15 protein-coding genes and 2 pseudogenes are annotated in these 21,358 nt (G+C 62.4%); 3 read left to right on the forward strand and 14 right to left on the reverse strand.

Translation table 11 applies throughout. The annotated features are described in order from the left end of the window. Positions 1–41 precede the first annotated feature (41 nt). A complete protein-coding gene (locus B5J99_RS01400; protein ID WP_245991709.1) occupies positions 42–1,082 on the reverse strand; it encodes a GlxA family transcriptional regulator in 1,041 nt (346 codons plus the stop codon). Positions 1,083–1,369: 287 nt separating this feature from the next. Between B5J99_RS01400 and B5J99_RS01405 the strand changes: the two genes are divergently transcribed. Beyond that, the gene (locus B5J99_RS01405) at positions 1,370–1,633 is read left to right on the forward strand and encodes a DksA/TraR family C4-type zinc finger protein (protein ID WP_117351239.1); all 264 of its coding nucleotides are present in this window, start codon (positions 1,370–1,372) and stop codon (positions 1,631–1,633) included. Between the two features lie 227 nt (positions 1,634–1,860). Here the strand turns inward: B5J99_RS01405 and B5J99_RS01410 are convergent, their stop codons facing one another. Continuing rightward, positions 1,861–2,256 carry a VOC family protein gene (locus tag B5J99_RS01410; RefSeq protein ID WP_117353293.1) on the reverse strand — a complete coding sequence of 132 codons (396 nt, stop codon included), beginning with the start codon at positions 2,254–2,256 and terminating at the stop codon, positions 1,861–1,863. Between the two features lie 255 nt (positions 2,257–2,511). Then, positions 2,512–2,781 (reverse strand): annotated as a pseudogene (locus tag B5J99_RS19760) (HEPN domain-containing protein); the annotation flags it as partial. A 76-nt stretch (positions 2,782–2,857) separates the two neighbouring features. On the opposite strand from B5J99_RS19760, the gene B5J99_RS01420 reads away from it, so the two are divergent. Further along, positions 2,858–3,901: an IS110 family RNA-guided transposase gene (locus B5J99_RS01420; RefSeq protein WP_117351240.1), complete on the forward strand. Its 1,044-nt coding sequence runs from the start codon at positions 2,858–2,860 to the stop codon at positions 3,899–3,901. Between the two features lie 273 nt (positions 3,902–4,174). On the opposite strand, the pseudogene B5J99_RS01425 reads toward B5J99_RS01420, so the two are convergent. From B5J99_RS01425 to B5J99_RS01465, 9 genes and pseudogenes are all read right to left on the reverse strand, one after another. Continuing rightward, positions 4,175–4,837: pseudogene (locus B5J99_RS01425) on the reverse strand (nucleotidyltransferase domain-containing protein); the annotation flags it as partial. A gap of 63 nt (positions 4,838–4,900) precedes the next feature. Then, positions 4,901–5,839 carry a DUF2493 domain-containing protein gene (locus B5J99_RS01430; RefSeq protein WP_117351241.1) on the reverse strand — a complete coding sequence of 313 codons (939 nt, stop codon included), beginning with the start codon at positions 5,837–5,839 and terminating at the stop codon, positions 4,901–4,903. 330 nt (positions 5,840–6,169) lie between these two features. Continuing rightward, entirely contained in the window at positions 6,170–7,216 is a 1,047-nt protein-coding gene (locus B5J99_RS01435) for a DUF7146 domain-containing protein (protein ID WP_117351242.1), read from the reverse strand. Between the two features lie 11 nt (positions 7,217–7,227). Further along, entirely contained in the window at positions 7,228–11,577 is a 4,350-nt protein-coding gene (locus tag B5J99_RS01440; RefSeq protein WP_117351243.1) for a strawberry notch-like NTP hydrolase domain-containing protein, read from the reverse strand. Between the two features lie 91 nt (positions 11,578–11,668). Further along, positions 11,669–12,475 carry a DUF7007 domain-containing protein gene (locus B5J99_RS01445; RefSeq protein ID WP_117351244.1) on the reverse strand — a complete coding sequence of 269 codons (807 nt, stop codon included), beginning with the start codon at positions 12,473–12,475 and terminating at the stop codon, positions 11,669–11,671. Further along, a complete protein-coding gene (locus tag B5J99_RS01450) occupies positions 12,472–12,948 on the reverse strand; it encodes a hypothetical protein (protein ID WP_117351245.1) in 477 nt (158 codons plus the stop codon). Before B5J99_RS01450 ends, B5J99_RS01445 begins: the two co-directional genes overlap by 4 nt. Before the next feature lie 90 nt (positions 12,949–13,038). Next, entirely contained in the window at positions 13,039–15,195 is a 2,157-nt protein-coding gene (locus B5J99_RS01455) for a ParB/RepB/Spo0J family partition protein (RefSeq protein WP_117353294.1), read from the reverse strand. 184 nt (positions 15,196–15,379) lie between these two features. Beyond that, complete coding sequence (locus B5J99_RS01460) at positions 15,380–15,790, reverse strand: DUF2958 domain-containing protein (RefSeq protein ID WP_117351246.1); 411 nt, start codon at positions 15,788–15,790, stop codon at positions 15,380–15,382. After that, entirely contained in the window at positions 15,787–16,776 is a 990-nt protein-coding gene (locus tag B5J99_RS01465) for an ArdC family protein (RefSeq protein ID WP_117351247.1), read from the reverse strand. Before B5J99_RS01465 ends, B5J99_RS01460 begins: the two co-directional genes overlap by 4 nt. Positions 16,777–17,285: 509 nt before the next feature. On the opposite strand from B5J99_RS01465, the gene B5J99_RS01470 reads away from it, so the two are divergent. Further along, the gene (locus B5J99_RS01470) at positions 17,286–18,038 is read left to right on the forward strand and encodes a LuxR family transcriptional regulator (RefSeq protein WP_245991710.1); all 753 of its coding nucleotides are present in this window, start codon (positions 17,286–17,288) and stop codon (positions 18,036–18,038) included. Between the two features lie 443 nt (positions 18,039–18,481). On the opposite strand, the gene B5J99_RS01475 is transcribed toward B5J99_RS01470, so the two are convergent. Both B5J99_RS01475 and B5J99_RS01480 read right to left on the reverse strand, forming a co-directional pair. Next, positions 18,482–19,711, reverse strand: a complete 1,230-nt coding sequence (locus B5J99_RS01475; protein ID WP_162892405.1) for a serine hydrolase domain-containing protein — start codon at positions 19,709–19,711, stop codon at positions 18,482–18,484. Between the two features lie 64 nt (positions 19,712–19,775). Then, complete coding sequence (locus tag B5J99_RS01480) at positions 19,776–21,338, reverse strand: carboxylesterase/lipase family protein (protein WP_117351250.1); 1,563 nt, start codon at positions 21,336–21,338, stop codon at positions 19,776–19,778. Positions 21,339–21,358 lie beyond the last annotated feature (20 nt).

Raw genomic sequence — 21,358 nt, forward strand, 5'->3', positions numbered from 1 at the left:
CGAACCCCCAGCCAAACCTTCAATGACCGCAGAGCGACGCTTCAGGACAAATCGGCGGCACTTTCGTCTTTGCCTGCCGCGCCAGACCCGGCAGTCTGAAATCGCTGGCGATATTCTGTCGGGGTGACACCGATCCGGCGCATAAAGGCGCGCCTCAGGGTCGTCGTTGATCCGAAGCCAGCGGCATACGCGATCGTCTTGAGCGGCGCGCTGCTGTCTTCCAGCAAACGCCGGGCAATATCGATCCTCGTCAGTTCGACATAGGTTGCCGCACTCGAACCCAGCTCGGCGTGAAATAGCCGTGATAGCTGGCGCGGTCCCAATCTCGCCACCTCGGCGAGCGCCTCAAGGGCCAGTTCCCCGCGGGGGTATTCTAGGATGTGCAGCTTGATCCGGTCGATCGGACTGCTGGCGGCAGACTGAGCGGTCAGGGCATCGCTGAACTGCGACTGACCTCCCGGGCGTTTGAGAAATACGACGAGGCGGCGTGCCACCCAGAGCGCTAGCTCGCGGCCGTGGTCTTCTTCGATCAGGGCAAACGTCAGATCGATTGCGGCCGTCACCCCGGCTGAACTGAACACGGGTCCATCGCGGACGAATATCCAGTCGGGCTCCACCTGGATGTCGGGAAATTCAGTCGCCAGTCGATCGGCATATTCCCAATGCGTCGTGGCACGGCGCCCTGCCAGCAATCCTGCATGCGCGAGTAGGAAAGCGCCGGTACAGGTCGATCCATAGCGCCGAGAATGCCGCGCCTGATCCTGCAGCCATCGTCCCACTTGGCCACTAGGGCGCGCAGGTAGCCCATAAGGCCCGGTGACGATCAGCGTGTCGCAGTTCGGTGCAGCAGTGTCGATACTGGCATCAGCCACGTAATTCACGCCAGAAGCGGTGGCTGCAACGCCCCCATGCTCGGTAACGAGTTCGACGGTGTAATGCGGTCCTGACCGGATCTTGCAATTGGCTTCGAACAGCGCATCGCGTATGCCGGCAATTTCGAGCAGGTGCACCTTGGAGGGGGCAAAGATCGTGATATGAATTGCCTGTACTCCACTCAGTGACAGCACTAGGCCATGGCCCATGTCGTATACGCCCCTGCGCGCCGAACACAAAGCGGGTCGCGAATGCGGGCAGCGGTCGCGTGCGACACTGTCGACCGCGCTGTTGCCAGGCGGCAGGATGATCCCCACATGCGCTGTGAAGCTGGCTAGCCTGTGAGATGTCTCCTGGCTGTCTGGCGGTGCTAGCATTCCAAGGGGCAGCGAAGACGCGGTCATTTAGTTTCGCAAGGTCAGATGGAGACCTGCGACCAGATACAATATGGGACCCGGTGGATGGTCAGTGCCCTATTCAACGAGGAGACGTTACGATGGCGAACGGCTGGGCGCGCGACGGTGCGATCCAAGACCAGATCGACGACACGGTGAAAGACGCGGTGCTCAGCGCACGGGCGCGATTGCCGATTGGCGAGGGCACCGAATATTGTGACGATTGCGGCGAGGAGATTCCGAAAGCGCGACGCGAGGCGCTGGCTGGCATTCGTACGTGCATCTCCTGCCAGTCGATACGAGACCGGCAGATGCGCACCGCAGGAATCAACCGGAGAGGCAGTAAGGACAGTCAGTTGCGCTGATCGAGCAACGCGAACTGACCAAGAAGACCTGGCTGGCACCCGGGGCAACCGACCCAGGCCCAATCGTTCAGGGTTCCAAATTGAATCTGTGCTTGCGCCTGAAGCCCCCACACCCCTTCCCCGATAGCACATCGGCGGCACTTTTGACCACTTATGGCTTGAGGTTGACCGGCCCGACTAAACGCCCAATCGCTTGGTGGGCCGGTCTAGAGAGGGGTAAAAAAACTCTATCCGGGGATGTGGATCCCGCAAAGCTTGTTGCCGTCGGGATCGCGCACGTAAGTCAGGTGGATAGTTCCCATCGCGGACTCCCGCGGGCCAGGGGCGTCTTCGATTGACGTCCCGCCGTTGGCTACGGCTACATCATGAAATTGCTGAACTTGCTCGGGCGAATTGCACGAGAAAGCAACGGTGCTCCCGTTCGCCACGGTGGCAGGTTCATCGTTGATCGGCTGGGTAACGATGAAGTTGGTTCCGCCCTGGTTCGGGTAGAAGAGGCGCGTATGTCCGCTTCCAGCGATGTTGATCATCGGCTCTGGCAAACCCAGAACACCCAAAACCGCGTTGTAGAACCGCCGCGATCGCTCGATGTCATTAGAGCCTACCATCGTGTGGAATAGCAATTTCTCTCTCCCTATCGTTACGAGGACGCTTGTGGAGGCAGTGCGGGATCGGAGCAAGCGACGAGTTGCGTTCTCAGCCAATTTAGAAGGCCTATCCGGTCGCGCTCGGTTGGCCAGTCGGGGAAGCACCGGACGTCAGGTATTGGCGAGCTCTGCCGTTTGACACCTTACGTCGGAACGGCAGGAAAGTCCCAATTTCAGGCATTCGCCGCACGGGTTTAAGGTTTTGGTCGGACGCGCGAATTCCAAAGCCATTCAAACAATTTCGTGCTGAGCTTCGAGATCACCAATTCGTTCAGCACAGACGGCGTGAACAGCTCGTCCAAGCTCTTTCACACACGTGCCAAGCCATTTCAGCTCCTCATCAGTGATGCGATAGTGCTTTGAGTACCGGGCCTTCACGTAAGCCTCCTTGAGCTTCTCGAACCGGGCACGATCGACCCGAGAGTCGCGGGGCCATGCGTCAACTAGCCGCATGTCGATTCGCTCCGCCTGGGTTCGGAGAAAGCCGAGATTGTGAACATGTTGGGGTGGACGGCCCCCAAACGGCATCAAATGTGCCAAGATTGAGTCGTTGAAAACCTCAAGAAGGAGACCGTCCGTGAACGATATTATCCGCATTGGGATGGACACGTCAAAGCATGTGTTCCAGCTGCACGGTGTCGATGCTGCCGAAAGGCCTGTGCTGCGCAAAACTTTTCGCCGCAAAGAGATGATCGAGTTCTTCTCAAAGCTGCCACCAACGCAAGTGGCGATCGAAGCATGTGGCGCTTCGCACAACTGGGGTCGGACGCTTACCGGCTTTGGGCACTCGGTGAAGTTGATTCCGCCTGCCTATATCAAGCCTTATATCAAGCGCGGCAAAAACGACGCAGCCGATGCAGAAGCGATCTGCGAGGCGATGAGCAGGCCTACAATGCGCTTCGTGCCGATCAAGTCGGCGGACAATCAGGCGGCCTTGATGCTGGTCACAATGCGCGACCGGTTGATCCGAACGCGCACTCAGCTCTGCAGCGCGATCCGCGGCCACGCTGCCGAGTTCGGGCTGATCGCTGGCTCCGGAACCTGCCGCGTGGAACCGCTCCTTGATCGTATCGCTGCCGATCCAGAAGTCCCGCATCTCGCGCGCGATCTGTTCGCAATGCATGCCGAGGAGCTGGCACTGCTGCGGGCACGGATTAAGGAAGTCAACGGGAGGCTTGCTGAATGGCACCGCTCGAACGCGCGAAGTCGGCGGGTGGCTCAGATACCGGGTGTCGGAACACTTGGTGCGACATTGCTGGCACTAAAGACGCCGGCACCGGAAGACTTCCAGTCCGGTCGGGCGTTCGCCGCCTGGATCGGTCTGACGCCGCGTGATCACTCAACCGGCGGCCGGGTGAAGCTGGGCAGCATAACCCGTGCTGGCGACGCCCTGCTCAGACGAACACTCGTGGTCGGAGCTACAGCGCTGCTCCGCCATATCCGCAATGATCGAAGCAAGCATGCTTCGCCCTGGATCCTCGAGATGCTGAAGCGGAAACCGCCAAAGTTGGTCGCGGTCGCCTTGGCGAACAAGATGGCGCGCATCGCGTGGAAGCTCATGGTCACCAACCAGGATTACCAGGCACCTGCTGGAGCCACATCGCTGGCGAGAGCTGCATGAAATCAGCCAGTCGCGGGGAGCGCAGCACGCGCTTCGTGCCAGGCCGATAACCGGAAACTTGCAAGAAGAAAGCAGATGGTGTGATCGATCGATCCAGAGCGCAAGAAACTCCGAACGCCGCATCGGCCCTAGAGGTCGCGTACGTGTTAGGAACTCGCGCCGCGGAATCCATCTTGGCCAGCGGTCATGTGAGGCTGCACCAACAGGCCGGACATATGAACGCAAACCATCCGATCAGCTGCTGCTTGACCCTTGTAAGCGAGGGGCCGTCCACATATGCGGCGTGTAAAAGGTACAAACCAGCAGCACGCAATGGTAGAGGCATTCAGAAGTTTGATGCAGGTCGAACGCTGCCTGCTTACTATAGCCCTTTTCGATCAAGAAATTGGCACTCTCGAACCGCTTCATTGAGTTCGGAAACCATTCGTCAAAATACTCCCGCGCCATCGCCAGCGCCTGCTCGGGCGTCTTGGGCTTAGGCGTATGCAGTTCCCGATCATCCGCCTCGTGCAGCGCGATGCCGTCCTTCGCCACATCCATGAAGAAATACCGCCCATGCGCGAGCCCGTCGTTCACCTCCTGAAGCGTGTGGACGATGAAATTCACCGGCGTATGCAAGGTCCGATCAATGGTAAGCTCACGGATCAGCCGGTCCTCGAGCTTCAGCCAGTAGTCGACCCGCTCGGTGAGCCGCTTGTCGTTGACGATGATCAGCAGATCGAAGTCGGAGCGATAGCCCTTGGCGGTATGCGGCTCATCGACCCAGCCGCCGCGCGCATAGCTGCCATAAAGGATCAGCTTCTCGATCCGGCCCTTCTTCTTCCACTGATGCGTGGCAAGCGCCAGGGCGTCCTCGAACTCCTCGAAAATGATCTGCTTCACGCGCTCAAGCTCGCGCTGCTTGTTGGCCGGAAGGTGATCGAGATCGGTTCGCATGGTCATCTCACTGTGTAAGTCTGGCTGCATAATGGCAAGCAAAGTCAGGATGAAAGCCGACCATCACGTTGGCGGTGGCACCCTAAAATCCCAGACAGGGATGTTGAACGCCCGGGCCTTGTCGACGAGATTGTCCTGGATCCCGGTGCCCGAGAAGACGACCAGTCCGACGGGCATCGCCTCGATCATGCGGTCGTTCCGCTTAAACGGTGCTGCCTTCTTGTGCCGGTTCCAGTCGGGCCGAAATGCAACCTGTGGCACCTTGCGGGTCTCGGCCCAGCAGGCAGCAGCGCGTTCGGCGCCGGTCGGGGTTGCCCCATGGAGCAGGACCATGTCGGGATGGCGCGCATGGATGCGATCCAGTGCTGCCCAGATATGCTGGTGATCGTTGCACGAAGGCCCGCCGCTGAACGCGACCCGGGTGCCCTGGGGCAGCAGCGCATTTGCCTTCTCGCGCAGGCGCTTGTCCAGGAAGTCGCGGCTGTCGATCATCGATGCGGTGAGGGTGCGATGGTTGATGCGTGAGCCGGTGCGCGGGGTCCAGGCCTTGCGCATGTGGGTGCGGAACTGTTCGGCGGCGGTATCGCGGAAGAATTCCATGGTGTCGCGGCGCTCTATCATACTGATGCCTTCGGCGATGGTGCGTTCCAGCTCGACCGAACGAACCTCGCTGCCGTCCTGCTCGCGCTGGAGGGTGCGCTGATCCTGTTCGTTGCGATCGAGTTCGATCTCGACCCGTTCGGCAGCGCGGTGGAAGATGTTGACGAGGTTCCACAGCAGGTTTTCAAGATCGGGTTCGATCCGGGTGTCGATCAGGCTGGCGATGAGGCCATCGAACATGTCGGAGACGGCCCCGCTGGCGAGGCGTTCGTCGGGCAAGGGCCTGGGATCGGGTTCATCCTCGAACGGGCGATAGCCGTAAAGCTGCATTTCCTGGAGGAGCTGGGCGCTTGCCCCGGTCTGGGTGGCATCATCGCCTTCAAGGTCAGGATCGTGTGTCATGTCAAATAGTCCCGCTTGGTCAAAGCCGCGCCTCTCGCGGCCTTCGCAGCGACAAACAGCGACATCGGGGTGCGGACTTGCACCGGCGCGCACCGCGCGCAGGACGAAGCGCAGCGGAGGATGGCAGTGGACAGGCTATTTTGGCTCGCGATGCAAAGGGGCGCATGCCCCGGCGGAAAATAGCCTGGCCACGCCATTGCGTGTCTGCACCCTGTGGCGCAGTCGCCCCGAGCGAAGGCCAAAGGCGCAGCGTCCCTGCATGCGGGTCTGTGTCGTCAGACAGATCCGTGACGGTTGCGCAGGCATCCCGCCCGGCACAGCAGGCGAAATTCAGCGGGATTGCAGATACTTCGCGACATCGGAGGTCTCGAGCATCGTCCCCAGTCTTGCCGTCAATGCGTCCAGACCGATGGCCATAAGATCGCTGTTGAAATCATCGCGCTGAGGCAACAGTGCAATCGCCTCGATATCTTGTTCACCTGCGCGACCAGCAAGCCTCACAAAGGCCCCCTCCCCTGCGGGATCGTTGTCGCAGGCGACATACAGCCGTTTGAGCCCAGCAGGAAATTCAAGAGCAGCAAGGTGCGCGGCGGACAATGCCGCGATCATCGGCATTCCAGGCATCGCCTGCCGCAGCGAGAGCATGGTCTCGATCCCCTCGCCCGCAGCCATGACCGGGCCTGTCTTGCCGAAACGGATGCCATGCCCCAACAGCTGGCCCATGGCGCGCCTGGGGGTTGCGACCGGTGCCTTGCCTGTCATGTTCGGGTGCAACCAGGTGCGATGGACACCGGTGACGGCACCGGCTTCATCTGTGACGGCAGCAATCAGCGCGGGCCAGGCGGTGCGAACGTCTGGCGCATCGTCCGCACTGGGCCGGTAGAAGCAGCGGGCATGAAAACGCAGCCACTCGCATCCGGAAAGGTCGGTAATGCCGCGCCCCGCCAGATAGGCCGCAGCCGGACTTCCCCCAAAGGGCAGGGATCTGGTCCAAAGCCGCTGCGCAGCCTCAGGCGTACCGGCATTCGTTCTGGCGCGTCTGGTCCTCCCCGACGGATGCCCGGCTTTCAGCGGCAGGCTCAGAAATCTCCGCGCTTCCACTAGCGTGTCGCTGAACACCGGATGCCCGCACGAAGCAGCAATGATATCGAGCAAGTCGCCATGCTCGCCGCTTGCGGCATCGGTCCATTTACCAGCTGACGCGCGACCTTCGCCATGCCCTGTGAGCCGAACATAGAGACTGCGGCCAGGCGTATTGCGGACATCGCCGACCATCCAGTAATGTCCCTCGCGGCGACCGTTGGAAAGATAATGGCGGCACACCGCCTCGGCGTTCTCGGCCAAACGGCGCGCGATTTCGGATGGGGATTCGATCATGCGGGGCTCCTTCAGGCGGCCTTGCGATCCTGCACCCGCACGATCGGAAACCGATCGACGAGCGCAGCGAACACATCGGCGCCAGCAGCCCCTGCCGGCACGTATAACTTCAGTTTCCACGAGACGATCTCGGAGATCAAGCCCATCGCTTTCAGCCGCTCGACTCCCAGATCGTTGAACCCTGACAGCTCGATCCGCCAGTCGTTCATCGCGCGGACCCGGCGCAATGCCTGGCCCTCGGCGATTTCCAGCGCGATTTCGCCTGCACCCAGCATGCGCCACGCCTCGGACACGTCCATGTCCATGTCCACCGGACTGTCGCCGGTCACGCTCGCCGCCCAGGCATCCGTTACCTTGCGACCGATGATCCGTTCGTCGGCATCGGTTTGCAGCCGGTAGACCCGTGTCGATTCCTTGGGCAGCCGCTTCCAGATCGGCAGGAGTAGTCCTGACACGATGTGCAGCGTCGATGTCTCATATTCGGGAAGTTCGCCAAGCTCCACGTTCCAGGCAGCTGCAAAGGCCTGTAGATCTGCGGGCCGCCAGTGCGAATTCTCCAGATCCACGGCAAGCATGCGGATCTTCTCAAGCGGCCGCTGGAGAGCGAAGCGCCGATGAACGCTGCCATCGTCATCGATGAGACTGCGCGCGCAAAGCTTGACGGCAGCACGGCCCGACCGCGCATTGACGAGCAGCTCGCCACCGCGCGCCTGAACCAGGTCCAGCGCATCGGCCAGGAGGAGCGGCGCATTCCGGTCCTTCCGCTCGATGGTCAGGAGCTGGGTCTGCGCGCCTGTTCCCGGATGCGTATAGATCGTCTGGCGCCCCGACACCGTGAAGCTCTCGGCCCTCAGGGTTTCCAGACCCATTTCAAAGGTGCCTGACGCGACCGCGCCTTCGATCCGGCTGACAAGCAGGCCTTCGAACGTCTCGAACAGGATGTTCTGCAGATCGATGGTCAGCGCGAGCATCCGGTTCAGAAAGATGGTGATGGGCGGCAACTCGTCCCTGAGGCCGGTGTCATCGACGAGAGACAGACCCGTAGCCGCCTCGAACGCCAGCAGCGAGCAGCCCTCGACCTTGCCATCTGCCAGCAGCCGGTAAAGCTGGCGAAGCGCATCACGCGCATAAGCCGATTCCAGATTGTCTTGCGAGCGGAACATGTTCTGGCCGCCCGTCTGGCGCTGACCGCGCGTGATGGCGCCAAGCGTGTCGAGCCTGCGCGCGATCGTCGAAATGAACCGCTTCTGCGCCTTCACATCGGTCGTCACCGGGCGAAACAGCGGCGGCTGCTTCTGGTTGGTGCGGTTGGTACGGCCGAACCCCTGGATCGCGCTGTCTGCCTTCCAGCCAGGCTCCAGCAGATAATGGATGCGTCGGCGCTGGTTTCTGACGCCCAGATCGGCATGATAGGACCGGCCCGTCCCGCCGGCTTCCGAAAAGACCAGGACGCGTTTCTCATCGTCCATGAAGGCGCGAGTTTCGGCGAGGTTGGCGCTGGAGGGCCGGTTCTGGACCGCAAAGCGGACCGATCCGTCCTCGCTCTTCACCGGCACGATCCGCCGCGAGCGCCCGGTGACCTCGGCAACCGCCTCGTCCCCGAAATGCTGGACGATCTGGTCGAGCGCGCCCGGAACCGGGGGCAGCGAGGCAAGCTTTTCGATCATCGCATCGCGGCGGCGGCATGCTTCGCGGTTGAAAACCGGATTGCCTTCAGCGTCGAACACGGCGCGCGATGCCAGATTGCCTTCGCTGTCGGTGAGAGGTTCGTAGAGCTGGACCGGAAAGCTGTGCGCGAGATAATCGAGAACGTATTCGCGCGGCGTGATGTCGACCGACAAATCGCCCCATTCCTGCGTGGGAATCTCGGCGAGCCGGCGCTCCTGCAACGCCTCGCCGGTCGAGACGATCTGCACCACGGCGGCATTGCCTGCCTCGAGGTCACGCGCGATACTCGCGATCGTGGCAGGCGTCTGCATGGCGGTGATAAGATGGTTGAAGAAGCGCTGCTTGGTACTCTCAAATGCCGAGCGCGCCGCCGACTTCGCCTGCGGGTTGAGCGTGCCATGCAGGCTGCTCGTCACGCCGGACGCTTCCATCGCTGCATCCAGATTGTTGTGAATGACCTGAAACGCGCCTGCATAGCTGTCATAGATGCGCCGCTGCTCATCTGTCAGTTGATGATCGAGGAGCTCATATTCGACGCCATCGAACGAGAGCGAACGGGCAGCGTAGAGGCCAAGTGCTTTCAGATCACGCGCCAGGACCTCCATCGCCGCAACACCGCCTTCCTCGATCGCCGCGACGAACTCGGCTCGCGACGCAAACGGAAAATCGGTGCCGCCCCACAGGCCCAGACGCTGCGCATAAGCCAGGTTCTGGACAGTCGTGGCGCCGGTCGCCGACACATAGACGATGCGCGCATCGGAAAGCGCGTGCTGGAGACGCAGGCCGGCACGGCCCTGCTGCGAAGGCTTCTGCTCGCCTCGCGCGCCCTTGCCTCCTGCAGCATTGGCCATGGCATGAGCTTCGTCGAAGACAATCACGCCGTCAAAATCACGGCCCAGCCATTCGACGATCTGTTCGACCCGGCTGGCCTTGCCCCCGCGCGCCTGACTTCGCAGCGTCGCATAGGTGGTGAACAGGATCCCTTCGGCCAGCCTGATCGGCGAACCCTGCCGGAAACGCGAAAGCGGCGTCACGAGAAGCCGCTCCTGGCCAAGGGCAGCCCAGTCGCGCTGCGCATCCTCGAGCAACCGATCGGAGACTGACAGCCAGATCGCACGGCGCCGTCCCTTCAGCCAGTTATCGAGAATGATCCCTGCGACCTGCCGTCCCTTGCCGGCACCGGTGCCGTCGCCCAGGAACCAGCCGCGCCGGAACCGGATGGCGCCTTCCATGTCGTCGCTCGCCGCCGAGACCGTGTCCCAGGTTTCGTCGATCGCCCATGCGCCGGAGAGATGTCCGGAATGAGCCTCGCCGGCATAGATGACCGACTCGAGCTGCGCGTCGGACAATATTCCATTCGCCACCAGGCGCTTTGGCAGATTGGGCCGATAGGAAGGCCTGGGCGGTGCGACCGACGCCATTGCCGCGGACTGGACGAGCGCGGTGGGATGCGGTCGCGCGCCGTCAATGGCAAGCGATTGCAGTGTGTAGGGCTCGTAGATCGTATCGCCGAGCCTGCCTTCGGGCGTCTGCCAGTCCCGCGTCGCATAGACCAGTTCGCATTGGTCATCGCCGACCAGGCCGCCAGTCTCGGTTGCATCAACCGGCGACCTAGCCGGGCTGTGCGAATGGCGGAGGATGGCGATCGGGCCTGGCGATGCCGCTGCTGGCAGCGGTCGTGACGGATCCGGCCGTGGCGGCACATCGGTTTCGATCCATTGCAGCAAGGTAGCAAGGTCGGGTGCTGTGTTGCGCCTTTCCAGGCACGCAGTCCCGCCTCGATCCGGCAGCTTGTCGAACACGAGGAGCCGCGTTGCCATCGTCGTTCCATGCTTGGCATAGACGTGTCCGGGGATTGCAGTAGAGAAGCGAAGCGTGGCGGTCTGCTGCAGTGCGCCGAACGCATCGCGCCATGGGGGTGCTTCAGGCGAACAGTTCGCGCCGACGACCGCGACCAGCCGTCCGTTGTCCCGCAGGCGTGCAAGCGCCGAGGCGAGATGCCGCAATGCTGCATCGCGCATGCGGCGATCGACGCCGGCCACCGCCGAAAAGGGCGGGTTCATGAGCACCACATCAGGCTGGACCGGACTATCCAGCCGATCATCGATCGAGGCAGCATCGTGCCTGGTCACGGACAGTCCGGGAAACAGACGGGCAAGAAATTCTGCCCTGCCACAGTCCAGCTCGTTGAGCGCGAGCGTTGCACCGGCCAATTCGGCATGGATCGCGAGCATGCCCGTGCCAGCCGATGGCTCGATCACGAGATCGCCCTTGCGGATGCGCGCTGCTTGCGCAGCAACATATGCCAGCGGCAGCGGGGTGGAGAACTGCTGGAGCGACTGGCCGGACTCCGAACGACGCGTGTGCGTAGGGAGCCGCCGAGCAATGCGTTCGAACATATTGAGGCGCTGATGCGAGGAACCCGCCCGCGTCATCAGCGCACGGCCGTAAGAGCGCAGCAGCAGAACCTGGGCACCCTCGCAGGCGTCATAGGCCGCTTTCCAGTCCCAGCCACCTTCGGCATCGCTTGCCCCGAAAGCCGCAAGCATGGCGGCGCGCAGCTGGCCCGTGTCGAAGGGCTGGCCAGCCTCGAGCAGTGGCAGGATGTTTTGCGCGGCAGCATGGAGGCATGCGGCGGTCTCGGAGTGGCGCAGCGCGGTACCCTGCGCTTTGCTGGAAGGAATAAATGTCATGGCTGGATCCTCAGGAGAGCGGGAAAGAGCGAGCCGCGCGGTGCTCTCTCCCGGCCCCGCGGCCCGCCCGTCCCGGTCCCATCTCTTCCTCTCAATCCAGCAGCAGGTGCCTGGTGGTATCGATCACGAACCCGTGCCTGCCAGCGGCATATTCGCTGCCGGGGATCAGAAAGCTGCGGGTGGGGGCATTGGCCCTTTGTCCGCCAATCGTGGCCGTGCCGATGACATCGCCCGGATGGTCCGGTGACCGCGCCGCAGAAATCACGATCCAGTCGGCAGAATGGTCGCGTGCAAACCCCTCGCGATCGCGGGTGAAGGATTCTGATCGACCAAGTTGGCGGCCATGCACAGCCTCCCATGCATCGGGCAGCCAGTCGCGCAATATCCTGTCCGCCGAGCGCTTCTCCCTGTCGGTAAAGATGTCGGGATAGGCCGCGGCAACGCGAGCCCAGTCACCGTCTTCCTCGTACCAACCTGCGGGCAGGCGAAGCACCGGGTGCATCGCCGCGTTCCTTGCCTTGTCGAGATGGAAGCCGCCGTGGCTGGCGGTCTCATGGCAGACGATGCCTTCGGCATAGCGCGTCGCAGTCTGCGATGGCCCCCAAGGCGAGGGCACAGGCTGATGGATACTGGTTCGGCCCAGAGCTTCGCGTTGGCGCAAATGGAGCAGACACTCTTCGACATGGGCACGAAAGCCGGCCTCGTCCGCGATCTGCCCTTCGGAACCCAGTGCATCTGACGCCGACCATTGGCAAATCGGTTTCGAGCCGGGCAAGGCGGTTGCTACACGATACCCCTGCCCATCCCGGTTGGGGATTGCGATCAGCGCAAGATAGTCGATCCGGGCTGCCATCAGACCATCGGATGTTGTGCCATATTCGGCATTGATGCTGGTCATGCTGCCTGCCCCCGCAAGAGGGGACGGCTGACAGCGTCAGGATCGCCGACCATGTCGATGCGCGCGCCATGATAACGATGCCGGGCCAACCACGACTGTGCCGCAGCCTCATCTTCCGCCACATGCTGAAGTTCATCGCCCTCGCCGATGGCCGTGAGGATGCGTGCCATGCCGACGCGCGGCCGTTCGACGATGTCGAACTGGAGCTGGCTGGTCGTCGAATAGATACGCCGCAGGACGATCACAGGTACGCCGGAGCTCGCATAGGTTGCAATGTGGAGGCCAAAGGTCGGAGGTGACGACCAGGTCGCGTTTTCAGATCCTGGGCTCCACTGCACGAGCGTCCCTGTCCCGTTGTCCTCTTCCCACGCCCTGACTTTGCGCGTGAAGCGATCGGGCGGCCGTGGTTCGCCGTTCGAGAAGCGGATTTTTGCGCCCAGCGGGGCATGGCAGTAGATGTCGAATGCTGACATTGGAGTTCTCCTGAAAATGGGAAAGCCCGGCGCGGTGGCCGGGCTTTCGGGAAGTGGAGGGATTGATCAGCCGCTCAGCACGGCCCGGTATCATTCGGCAGCAATGGCATGGGCACCCCCGTGATCCTCGCCGGTGTCTTCCGCCTCGCCATCGATATCCTTGGTGAGCCCTGGAGGCAGCGCGCCGGCTCCATCGTCGTTTGCAGCGTCCTGCGACGGCGTTCCTTCCTCGCCCGGAGTACGCAGTGGCTCGGGCAACCAGTTGGTCTCTTCGAGCAGCCGCTCAGCTTCCCGTGCCATGTCTGCCTTTTTGAGATGGTCGATCATGCCTGCAAACTGTTCGCCGCGCGCTTCGGTCACATCGGCCAGAATGCGCGGTTTGGTAACACTGCGAAAATAGCCTTCGACGGTCGGGCGCCAGCCTGAAGCGATGATATCAAGCTCCACAGCCCGGGCGATGACATGCGAATGTGCGATCCGGCGCTCGATGCTGCGGCGGGATATCCGGCCGTTGTCATATTTGGGCACGATCTCGGCCTGGGCGTTGAGCCCGAGCGATGCACAATGCGCAAAAAGGCACGCCTGGTCATCCGCATCCAGTGCGAGCAACGCATCCCACAGTTCGGTGTCGGCCTGGGGCAGACGACCGGTCCAGGCCGCATGGCGCTGCGCGATTGCGTGAGCAGGCGCGCTGTCTCGCAAACCTTCGGGCGGACTGCTGAAATGTACCGGGTGGAGCGTCAGCTGCAGGCAGCTTTCATGGCTGAAACTGTAGAACGCCGACAGCACCATCGCGTGCAGCACTGCCGCAAAAGCAGTCGCCGGGTCCTTTGCAAAGGCATCCTGCAACGCCAGCGTGCGCCATGCGGTCAGGTCGGAGACCAGACGGTCGGGGAGCGGCTTGAGGGCGTCTCCTTCTTCAGTGTCGCCACTGGTGTCATCGTCTCGGGACAGCGCAGACCCTTGCGTCTCGTGATGCCCGGCGTCCGAACCGTGCGCGGCCTCGCCGGCAGATCCGGGCACTGCGGGAGTGTCCATCTCCACAACATTCGGGTCCGCAGCATCATCGTCGGGCCGCACCAGCCCGCGCTCGACCCGCAGGGACCCATCGGTATCGATCGACACAAATGCGCCAGCGCACGTCATATCTTCAGGATCGAAGATCGCCGGCCGATCGACCAGCGCACCGATCTCGGCTTCAACGGCATCGATGCTGGCATCGACCTCCGGCGGAATTTCCGGAGCATCCGACCATCTTGCCGACAGCTCGTCTGCCTGCGCTTCAAGTGCCGCAAGCCGTGCAGCTTCCTCAGGCGTTATCGGGATTTCGCTTCCGAAGACCCTGCGCATGCCCGATGTGGCATTCCACGGCAGATCGATGGCGCTCTCCACCCATTTCCAGCCCTCTGCCAGAATGCGTTCTGCATCCCTAGCCAGCTTTTCATCGACCAGACGATCAAGCAGTGCGACATCGGTCAGCCAGCCGCCATCATCGGGCTCGAAAAGGTCACGCACGACGCTGCCGCCCGCAGCGACATAGGCTGCTTCCGTGACAAACCGAACGCGCTTGTCAGCGACCCGCACCGTGTTTTCGGTCAGCTTGTGACGGATATAGCCAGCCGAGCGGTTGTAGCTGTGCCCGAGCAGTTCCCAGACCTGTTCCTGCCGCTGATGATCATCGCTGACGGTGAACGCCATCAGCTGGTCGAGGGTCATGCCGTCTTCGGCATAGATCTCGTGCAGCTTCGGCGAAACCGCAGCAAGCTTCAGACGCTGGCGGACGACGGCAAGCGTGGTCATGAAATGAGCTGCGATCGCCTCGACCTGCTGTCCCTTGTCGACAAGGCTAAGCATCGCACGAAACTGGTCGAGCGGGTGCAACGGCTCGCGCATGGCGTTTTCGGCAAGGCTGTCTTCTTCCGCGAGGATCTCGGCGGATGCTTGCTGCACGATGCAGGGAACCGGGGCGGTCCTGGAAAGCCGCTTCTGCTTCACCAGCATTTCGAGTGCGCGGTAGCGCCGCCCGCCTGCGGGGATTTCGAACATGCCGGTCTCGGCGCCATCCGTGCCAGGCACCGGCCGCACATTGAGGCTCTGCAACAGGCCGCGCCGCGCAATGTCTTCGGCAAGTTCGGCAATCGAAAGTCCGCATTTGATCTGGCGGACCTTGGACTGGGACAGGACAAGCCGGTCGAACGGGATGTCGCGTGACGGGCTCAGGGTGATTGTGGCTTTCGATCTGGCCATGGCCATTCTCCATGACGGACCGCCGAAAGACTCTCTCCCGGCTCTCAAGCCCGTCACAAGACCCTGGCTCACCTCTTCCTCGCTTGCTTGCGGCCTGCACCAACCGCCGCCCGGATGCGCAACGCTGGCAGCGCGTGGTGGTGCGGTCGCGCTTCCCCATGCAAGCGCAGCGCCTTCTCTCCCGTCAGCGGTCCAGCTGCCGAGCGCGTAGCGCACTGGCGGCCATGGCCAGCTCACTTTGCGCTGTCACGATGGCCCCGCACTGGCGAGCGGCATAGGTGTAAACCGAGAGGGGCAAGACGGGATCGAACACGATGTCCCGCTCAATTCTGAGACCCAGCGGCAGGCGGATGTCTTCAAGCTCGAACAGGGCAAAACTGCCGAGCTCGGGACATCCGAACCCGAGGTCGGCAAGCCCGAACAATATGCCGTCCTCATCCAGTTCGGTGGCGAGCCAGCTGGCAGAGCCTAATGGATTGAAGAACCGCACCACAGGTAGGGGGTCAGGCTCGGGGCTTCCCTGCCCAAGGGCAGCAGCCCGCTGGCGGGCGTTGAACTGCAGCTTGGCTGCAAGCTTTCTGGTCAGCAGTTTCATGCGGCTTGCCTCCCTTCCACAACGCGGGATAGGTTCGATCTCCCGTTCGGCGCATCCGCCATGGCGGAGCTACCCGATCGGTCGCTTTGGAAAGCAAGCAGATAGTCGGCGGCCTTGGACGCAGCGCTGGCTGCCCGCAGGATGGCACGATGGTCCTCGCGAAGGATGGCAAGCCATGAGCCGATGTAATCGGCGTGCCGGACCGTGGGAGCTATGCCAAGTGCCGCGCAGACGAACGCGCCTGCCATTTCAGCGACGAGTTCTTCTCGCCCGTATGCCGCTGAACCGAATGCACCGCTCTGGTCGCGGTTCAGCCGCGAGCTGTGGCCGACCCAATGAGCCAGCTCATGAAAGGCAGTCCGGTGCCAGTTGACGGGTTCGTGAAAGGCCTCGGGCCTGGGCACCGCGACAAAGTCATGGGCTGGACTGTAATAAGCCTCGTGGCCGCCAATCCGGAAATCAGCACCCGTCGCATCGATCAGCGCCTGGGCAGCAGGCAGGATAAGTCCATCGGGAACGGGCTGCGGCCTTGCGTGGACATGGTCGGGAAGGCCCTCGCACTGATCGACCGAGAAGACGGTGAAAGACTTCAGGAAGGAAAATCCCTTTCCGGACGAATGCTCGCCATCATCCCCCCGCTCTCGCCGGTCGTCCGGCGCGATGCGGCGTGTATAGACGATAGGAGTACCGCGCTCGCCGCGACGTACGGTACCGCCAAGAGCGGCTGCCTGGCGGAAGGTCAGGAAGCCATGGCCGGTAAAGCCGCGTGCAGTCACGGCATGCCATAATGTGAGGATGTTGACTCCGCTGTAGCGCCGCTGGCTTGCGGCATTGAAGGGCAGGCCGATACCGGCATGGCTGGAGTCCCACGGCTGGACCCAGGGCACCCGGCCCGCCTCAAGTTCGGCCAGAATCTGGTCGGTTACCTTGCGGTAGATATCCGGACCCGGTGTGGCGCCGGAGTTGGATCGATAGGTTTTGCGCATGGAAGGTCTCCGCGACGGATGACCAGCGAACCTCTCGCCTGCCTTCACTCCGTCACGGATTTCCGGCCCTGCTCTTCCTCCCTGCTGGAAGGCAGCTGCCCTGCCATGGCGCTAGCGGTGCCTGGCAGGGCCAGGAAGCGGCCCCTAAGCATTCGCAAGCCCAACCAGTAGGCTGCAAGTTGGACGCCCTGGAGCGACCAAGATGGTTCCAACGCAGCAATTTTGATCGTTGCCGATATCCTGTTCGGCGCAGCAGATTAGAACCGGATCCGGTCCAGATTTTTCGGAACAAGGACTTTATCATGCAGAATCAGATTGCTAAGTTACAGCTGTGGTCGCCATCGTTCGAAATCGAGCCGCAGCCAGAGCCCGCATATCGATGGCCTGCAAAGGACATAAGTGCATCCAGCCGTTCGGCGTTTTCGGACAGGAACCGGAAATCGGCGATCTGAAGGAGTGGCCAGCAGGGTCGACGGGTCGGAAACGCGCCTGCTGCCGGGCTTTAGAACGTGAAACAATGGCACCTGACACAAGACCTGTCGCTCGAGATATCCAGCGCGACAAACGAGTTGCATCTGTTTGGCGCGCTTGAAAAGGCAGCAGCGCGAATGGATTTCGATCATTTCGCACTGGCCTATGACCGCAGGGGTCTTTCGGAACCCGGTACCTTGCTGGTGCACAACTATCCTGAAAGTTGGGCGACAGTGTACAAGGGGTTCGACCTTGGCAAAGCAGACCCTGTCCGCCGTGCCGGTGAGCGCGCACTGACCGGCTTCAGCTGGCAGCACATCGAGCATTATGTTCCGCTGACCGCCGCAGACCGGCAAATGCTCGCAGTGGGACGGGAAAATGGTCTGGTCGATGGCTATACGGTGCCACGACATCTGGTCGGTGAGGCGAGCGGCAGCTGTACATTCGTCATCAGACATGATCGCGATCTGCCGCAGCATTTCCTCCATACTGCCGAGATCGTCGGCGCGACCGCGCTTGCTGCCGCCCGGCGCATCAGCGGTGCCAGACCAGTGGAACCCAGACCCGTGCTGAGCGAACGGCAGTGCGAATGCGTGCTGTGGTCGGCGCGGGGAAAGACAGCCGGTGAAATCGCGGCGATCCTGGGGATCAGCGAGGAAACGGTAACCCAGCATCTCAAGAATGCGCGCGAGCGGTACGATGTCCATGGCCGGCAGATGTTGATCCTGTGCGCGCTGTTCGACGGGCTCATCGGGTTCTCGGATATCTTCGACTGGTGGAATTCAAGCTGAAGGATTTGGGAGATAAGACGTCCTGCAAGGTTTGTTCATCCTATCGAGTGCTTACTCCTGGGCAGAAGCTTGAGGCAAAGGGTGCCGGGGCGGAAAATCCGGCGAAGGCAATCGCGCCTACGGATCGAGCCGGAAAACTGAAATTGGGTCGGTTGCTGCCGCAAGGCAGACGGCACGTTGTGAAACATTTTTGCCGTTCGTTAGCGCCATTCGGAACGGTAGGCCTGATCAGGGGCCGACCTACCATAGGCGCCCGACCGGCTAGGAGGCCAGCGGCAAGGTTGGTTACGAACCGTCGCACTGCGCTCGCCGGCCGGTCTGACATCTCGGTCACATCAGACCACCCCGAGACGTTCCAATGTCGCAATCGCCTTGCGGCCCGAAGTGGACAGGCAACTGCCCACCCGGGTTTGGCTACTGATCAGATGGGCGCTCGCCGAGCGTCAAGACGCTGGTGTTCGGCGTGCAATTGCATTTTCGATCAAATTTTGCATTTCCTGTTCCAGCTCCACGCCTTTGGAATCGCCGCCGCTGGAAATTTCGGTAGCAATCAGGGCGTAATAGCCGGTAGTCCTGTCGATCCAGCCGGTCCAGCCAAAGGCGCCCGGAGACGAGTTGATCTTCGATGTCGCACACTGCGCCGGTGTGTCGCATTCAACAAACGAGCCAAGCGCATACTCCCAATCAGCCGCGCTGCCGGGCACGAACAGTCTCGTCAATCCAGCGGTCCGCTGCTGTGTAAAGGTGTCCATATCCACGATGAATGCGCCCATCAGAAACGCGCGCAGCATCTTGGCGTAGTCGCGCGCCGTAGAATAGCCGCCGCCTGCTATCCAAGGATTAGTTGGCGAACTGCCAGACGGATCATGCAGTGCCGTACTAGTCATTCCGAGCGGCGTCGTAACATGCTGGGCAAACAGTTCGTGAATGTTGCGCTGTCGTGCAGGTGAAGTACCCGGAGCAATGCTAGTGTCCTTGGCCTCAAGGTAGGCAGCCGCCACCTGAAGGCCGTGGGGCCCATAGCTGAACTGCGCACCAGGTGCGTTGCCGGGGCGCAGCGCATCATAGCGCAGGTCATGAATACTCTTGGCACAATTGTAGAGCGACATCGTAGGAAGCAACTGGCAACCCCCGACCAGGGGGTTGGCGTTGAAGCCCGATGTCATCGATAGCGTATGCTTGAGCCTGACGTCTTTCTTGGTGCCCGTCGTGGTCCAGAACGCCAGCGGAGGGCGCATAGGATCATCCAGCGTCACGAGCCCCGCCTGCACCATCCGCATCGCCAGTGCACCGGTGAACCATTTGGAGGCCGATGCGATCGGCGTCACCCGATCGATGCTGAAGCTGCCTTTTTCGATTTCATAGAGATACTCGGCATCCGTCGCGTTTCCAACGATGATATAGGCGTTATCGACCTGAGTATCTGCAAGGATCGCCTGCTCAAGAGCGGTCCAGTCGTAGGTAAAACCACCGACGGTCTTGAACGCGCCTGCTTGTGCGGACGCTGCAATCGGAGCCAAGGTTGCAGATGATGGCTGCTGCGCTACCGGCGGCAACTGCACCAGATAGCCCCCCGCCTGCGATGTCCCGTCCTGCTGTGACTGTGCTGCCAGTGCCAATGCACCGCTCGTTGCGGCTGCTGCCAGCCACACTCCCGTCTTCAACCTAGCCATGTCCATCTCTCCTTGCTTCTGTGGTTATGTCCGATAGCTGGCAGGCAAAGGTGGCCGCTGGCCGTCAGGGATTCACCCCCGTCCGTTGCGCGTGCACCTTGAGCAGATGGTCGATTTGGGCTTTGCGAAATTGCGGTACGATGGCGGTCTGCGGGCCGAACACGACGGCGCGGTCGCTAGCGGGGTCGTATCGTGGCCAGTCAGGGGCCAGCGGGCAATTGGGCGCGCCGGTCTTGGCAAAGGCCCCCCAGCAGGCGGATACCCCTGCGCTAAAGTTGCGATCGCCGGCGCTCACCGGCCCTGCGACGCTGCCGAGATAATCGAGCGTGCCGAAAACATACGGGATTTCAGATCCGTGCGCCGCGCCCTTGGCCCGCGCCCGGCGTTCCTCAGCCACATAATCGAAATGGTACAGGTAGCTTGGCGCGCCCTTCCCGGTGCGCTCTGCCAACCAGCGCGCAGGGGCGACGAACCAGGCATCGCCCAGCACCTGCCGCGCCAGTTCGTCTTCTCCCAGTTCCTCACCGGCCAATCCGGTGCCATAGGCAGCGCGCCCGGCGGCGGGATAGTCGCCAAGGTAGAACAAAGCCGCCCCCGGTGGCACGCGCATCGCCAGGATCACGCTGGCCTCGTTGCTGTTGGCGCCGACCAGCACCGGCACGTCGATCGGCTCGCTGCGCGCAAAGACCCGCCAGGGCGATTCGCGCACCAGAGTGCCATCGATGAACGGCCCGGCCATCTCGCCGGGCTTGCGGACCTCGCCTGCCTTGACGAGCGCCTCGACCGACAGCGCGCGCAGATCGTCGGCGGTGGCTGCACCCTGTGCCCCGGCCCGCGCGGCTATTGCCATCCCGCGCGCTTCTTCATCGGCCAGCGTCTTCATATCCGCCAGACCCACCCCGGACTGGACAATCGCACGCGCGAACAGCCCCTTGGCCTCAGGGTTGGCGAGCAGCGTCGAGACCGCGATCGCCCCGGCGGATTCGCCGAACAATGTGACCTGGGCTGGATCGCCGCCGAATGCGGCAATGTTGGCCTGCACCCAGCGCAAGGCCGCCAACTGGTCCATCAGCCCGTAATTGCCGGTCGCCTCTCCCTTCGGGGCTGCACGGGTGAGCGCGGGGTGCGCGAAATAGCCCAGCGCGCCCAGGCGGTAGTTCACCGTCACCACGATTACGCCCTGCCGCGCCAGCGCGGTGCCATCGAACGCAGGGAATGTGCCCGATCCGATGACGTGCGCGCCGCCATGAATCCACACCATCACCGGCAGCTTGCGCGCGCCGGACGGTCGCCAGATGTTCAGCTGCAGGCAATCCTCGGACTGGTTATCGGCAACGCCCCCTGCAACCACGGCTGGCCGGATGGTCTGCGGGCAGGCAGGCCCCAGGCGGGACGCGTCATGTGCACCCGTCCAGCGAGGCGCAGGCTGCGGCGCACGCCAGCGCAAGGGGCCGACCGGGGGCGCTGCAAACGGGATGGCGTGGAACCGGTCTAGGTCCCCGTCGCGCACGCCCGCCAACTGGCCTTGCGCCACCTTCACCACCGGCTGCGCTGGTGCCTGCTGTGCCATGGCGCTCGCTGGTACAAGCCATGCCAGGGCCGCTGCGATGAGGGTAAACAGGCGCATAGGAACGGGCCTTGATGTTG

The sequence above is a fragment of the Blastomonas fulva genome, assembly GCF_003431825.1.
Classification (GTDB): Bacteria; Pseudomonadota; Alphaproteobacteria; order Sphingomonadales; family Sphingomonadaceae; genus Blastomonas; species Blastomonas fulva.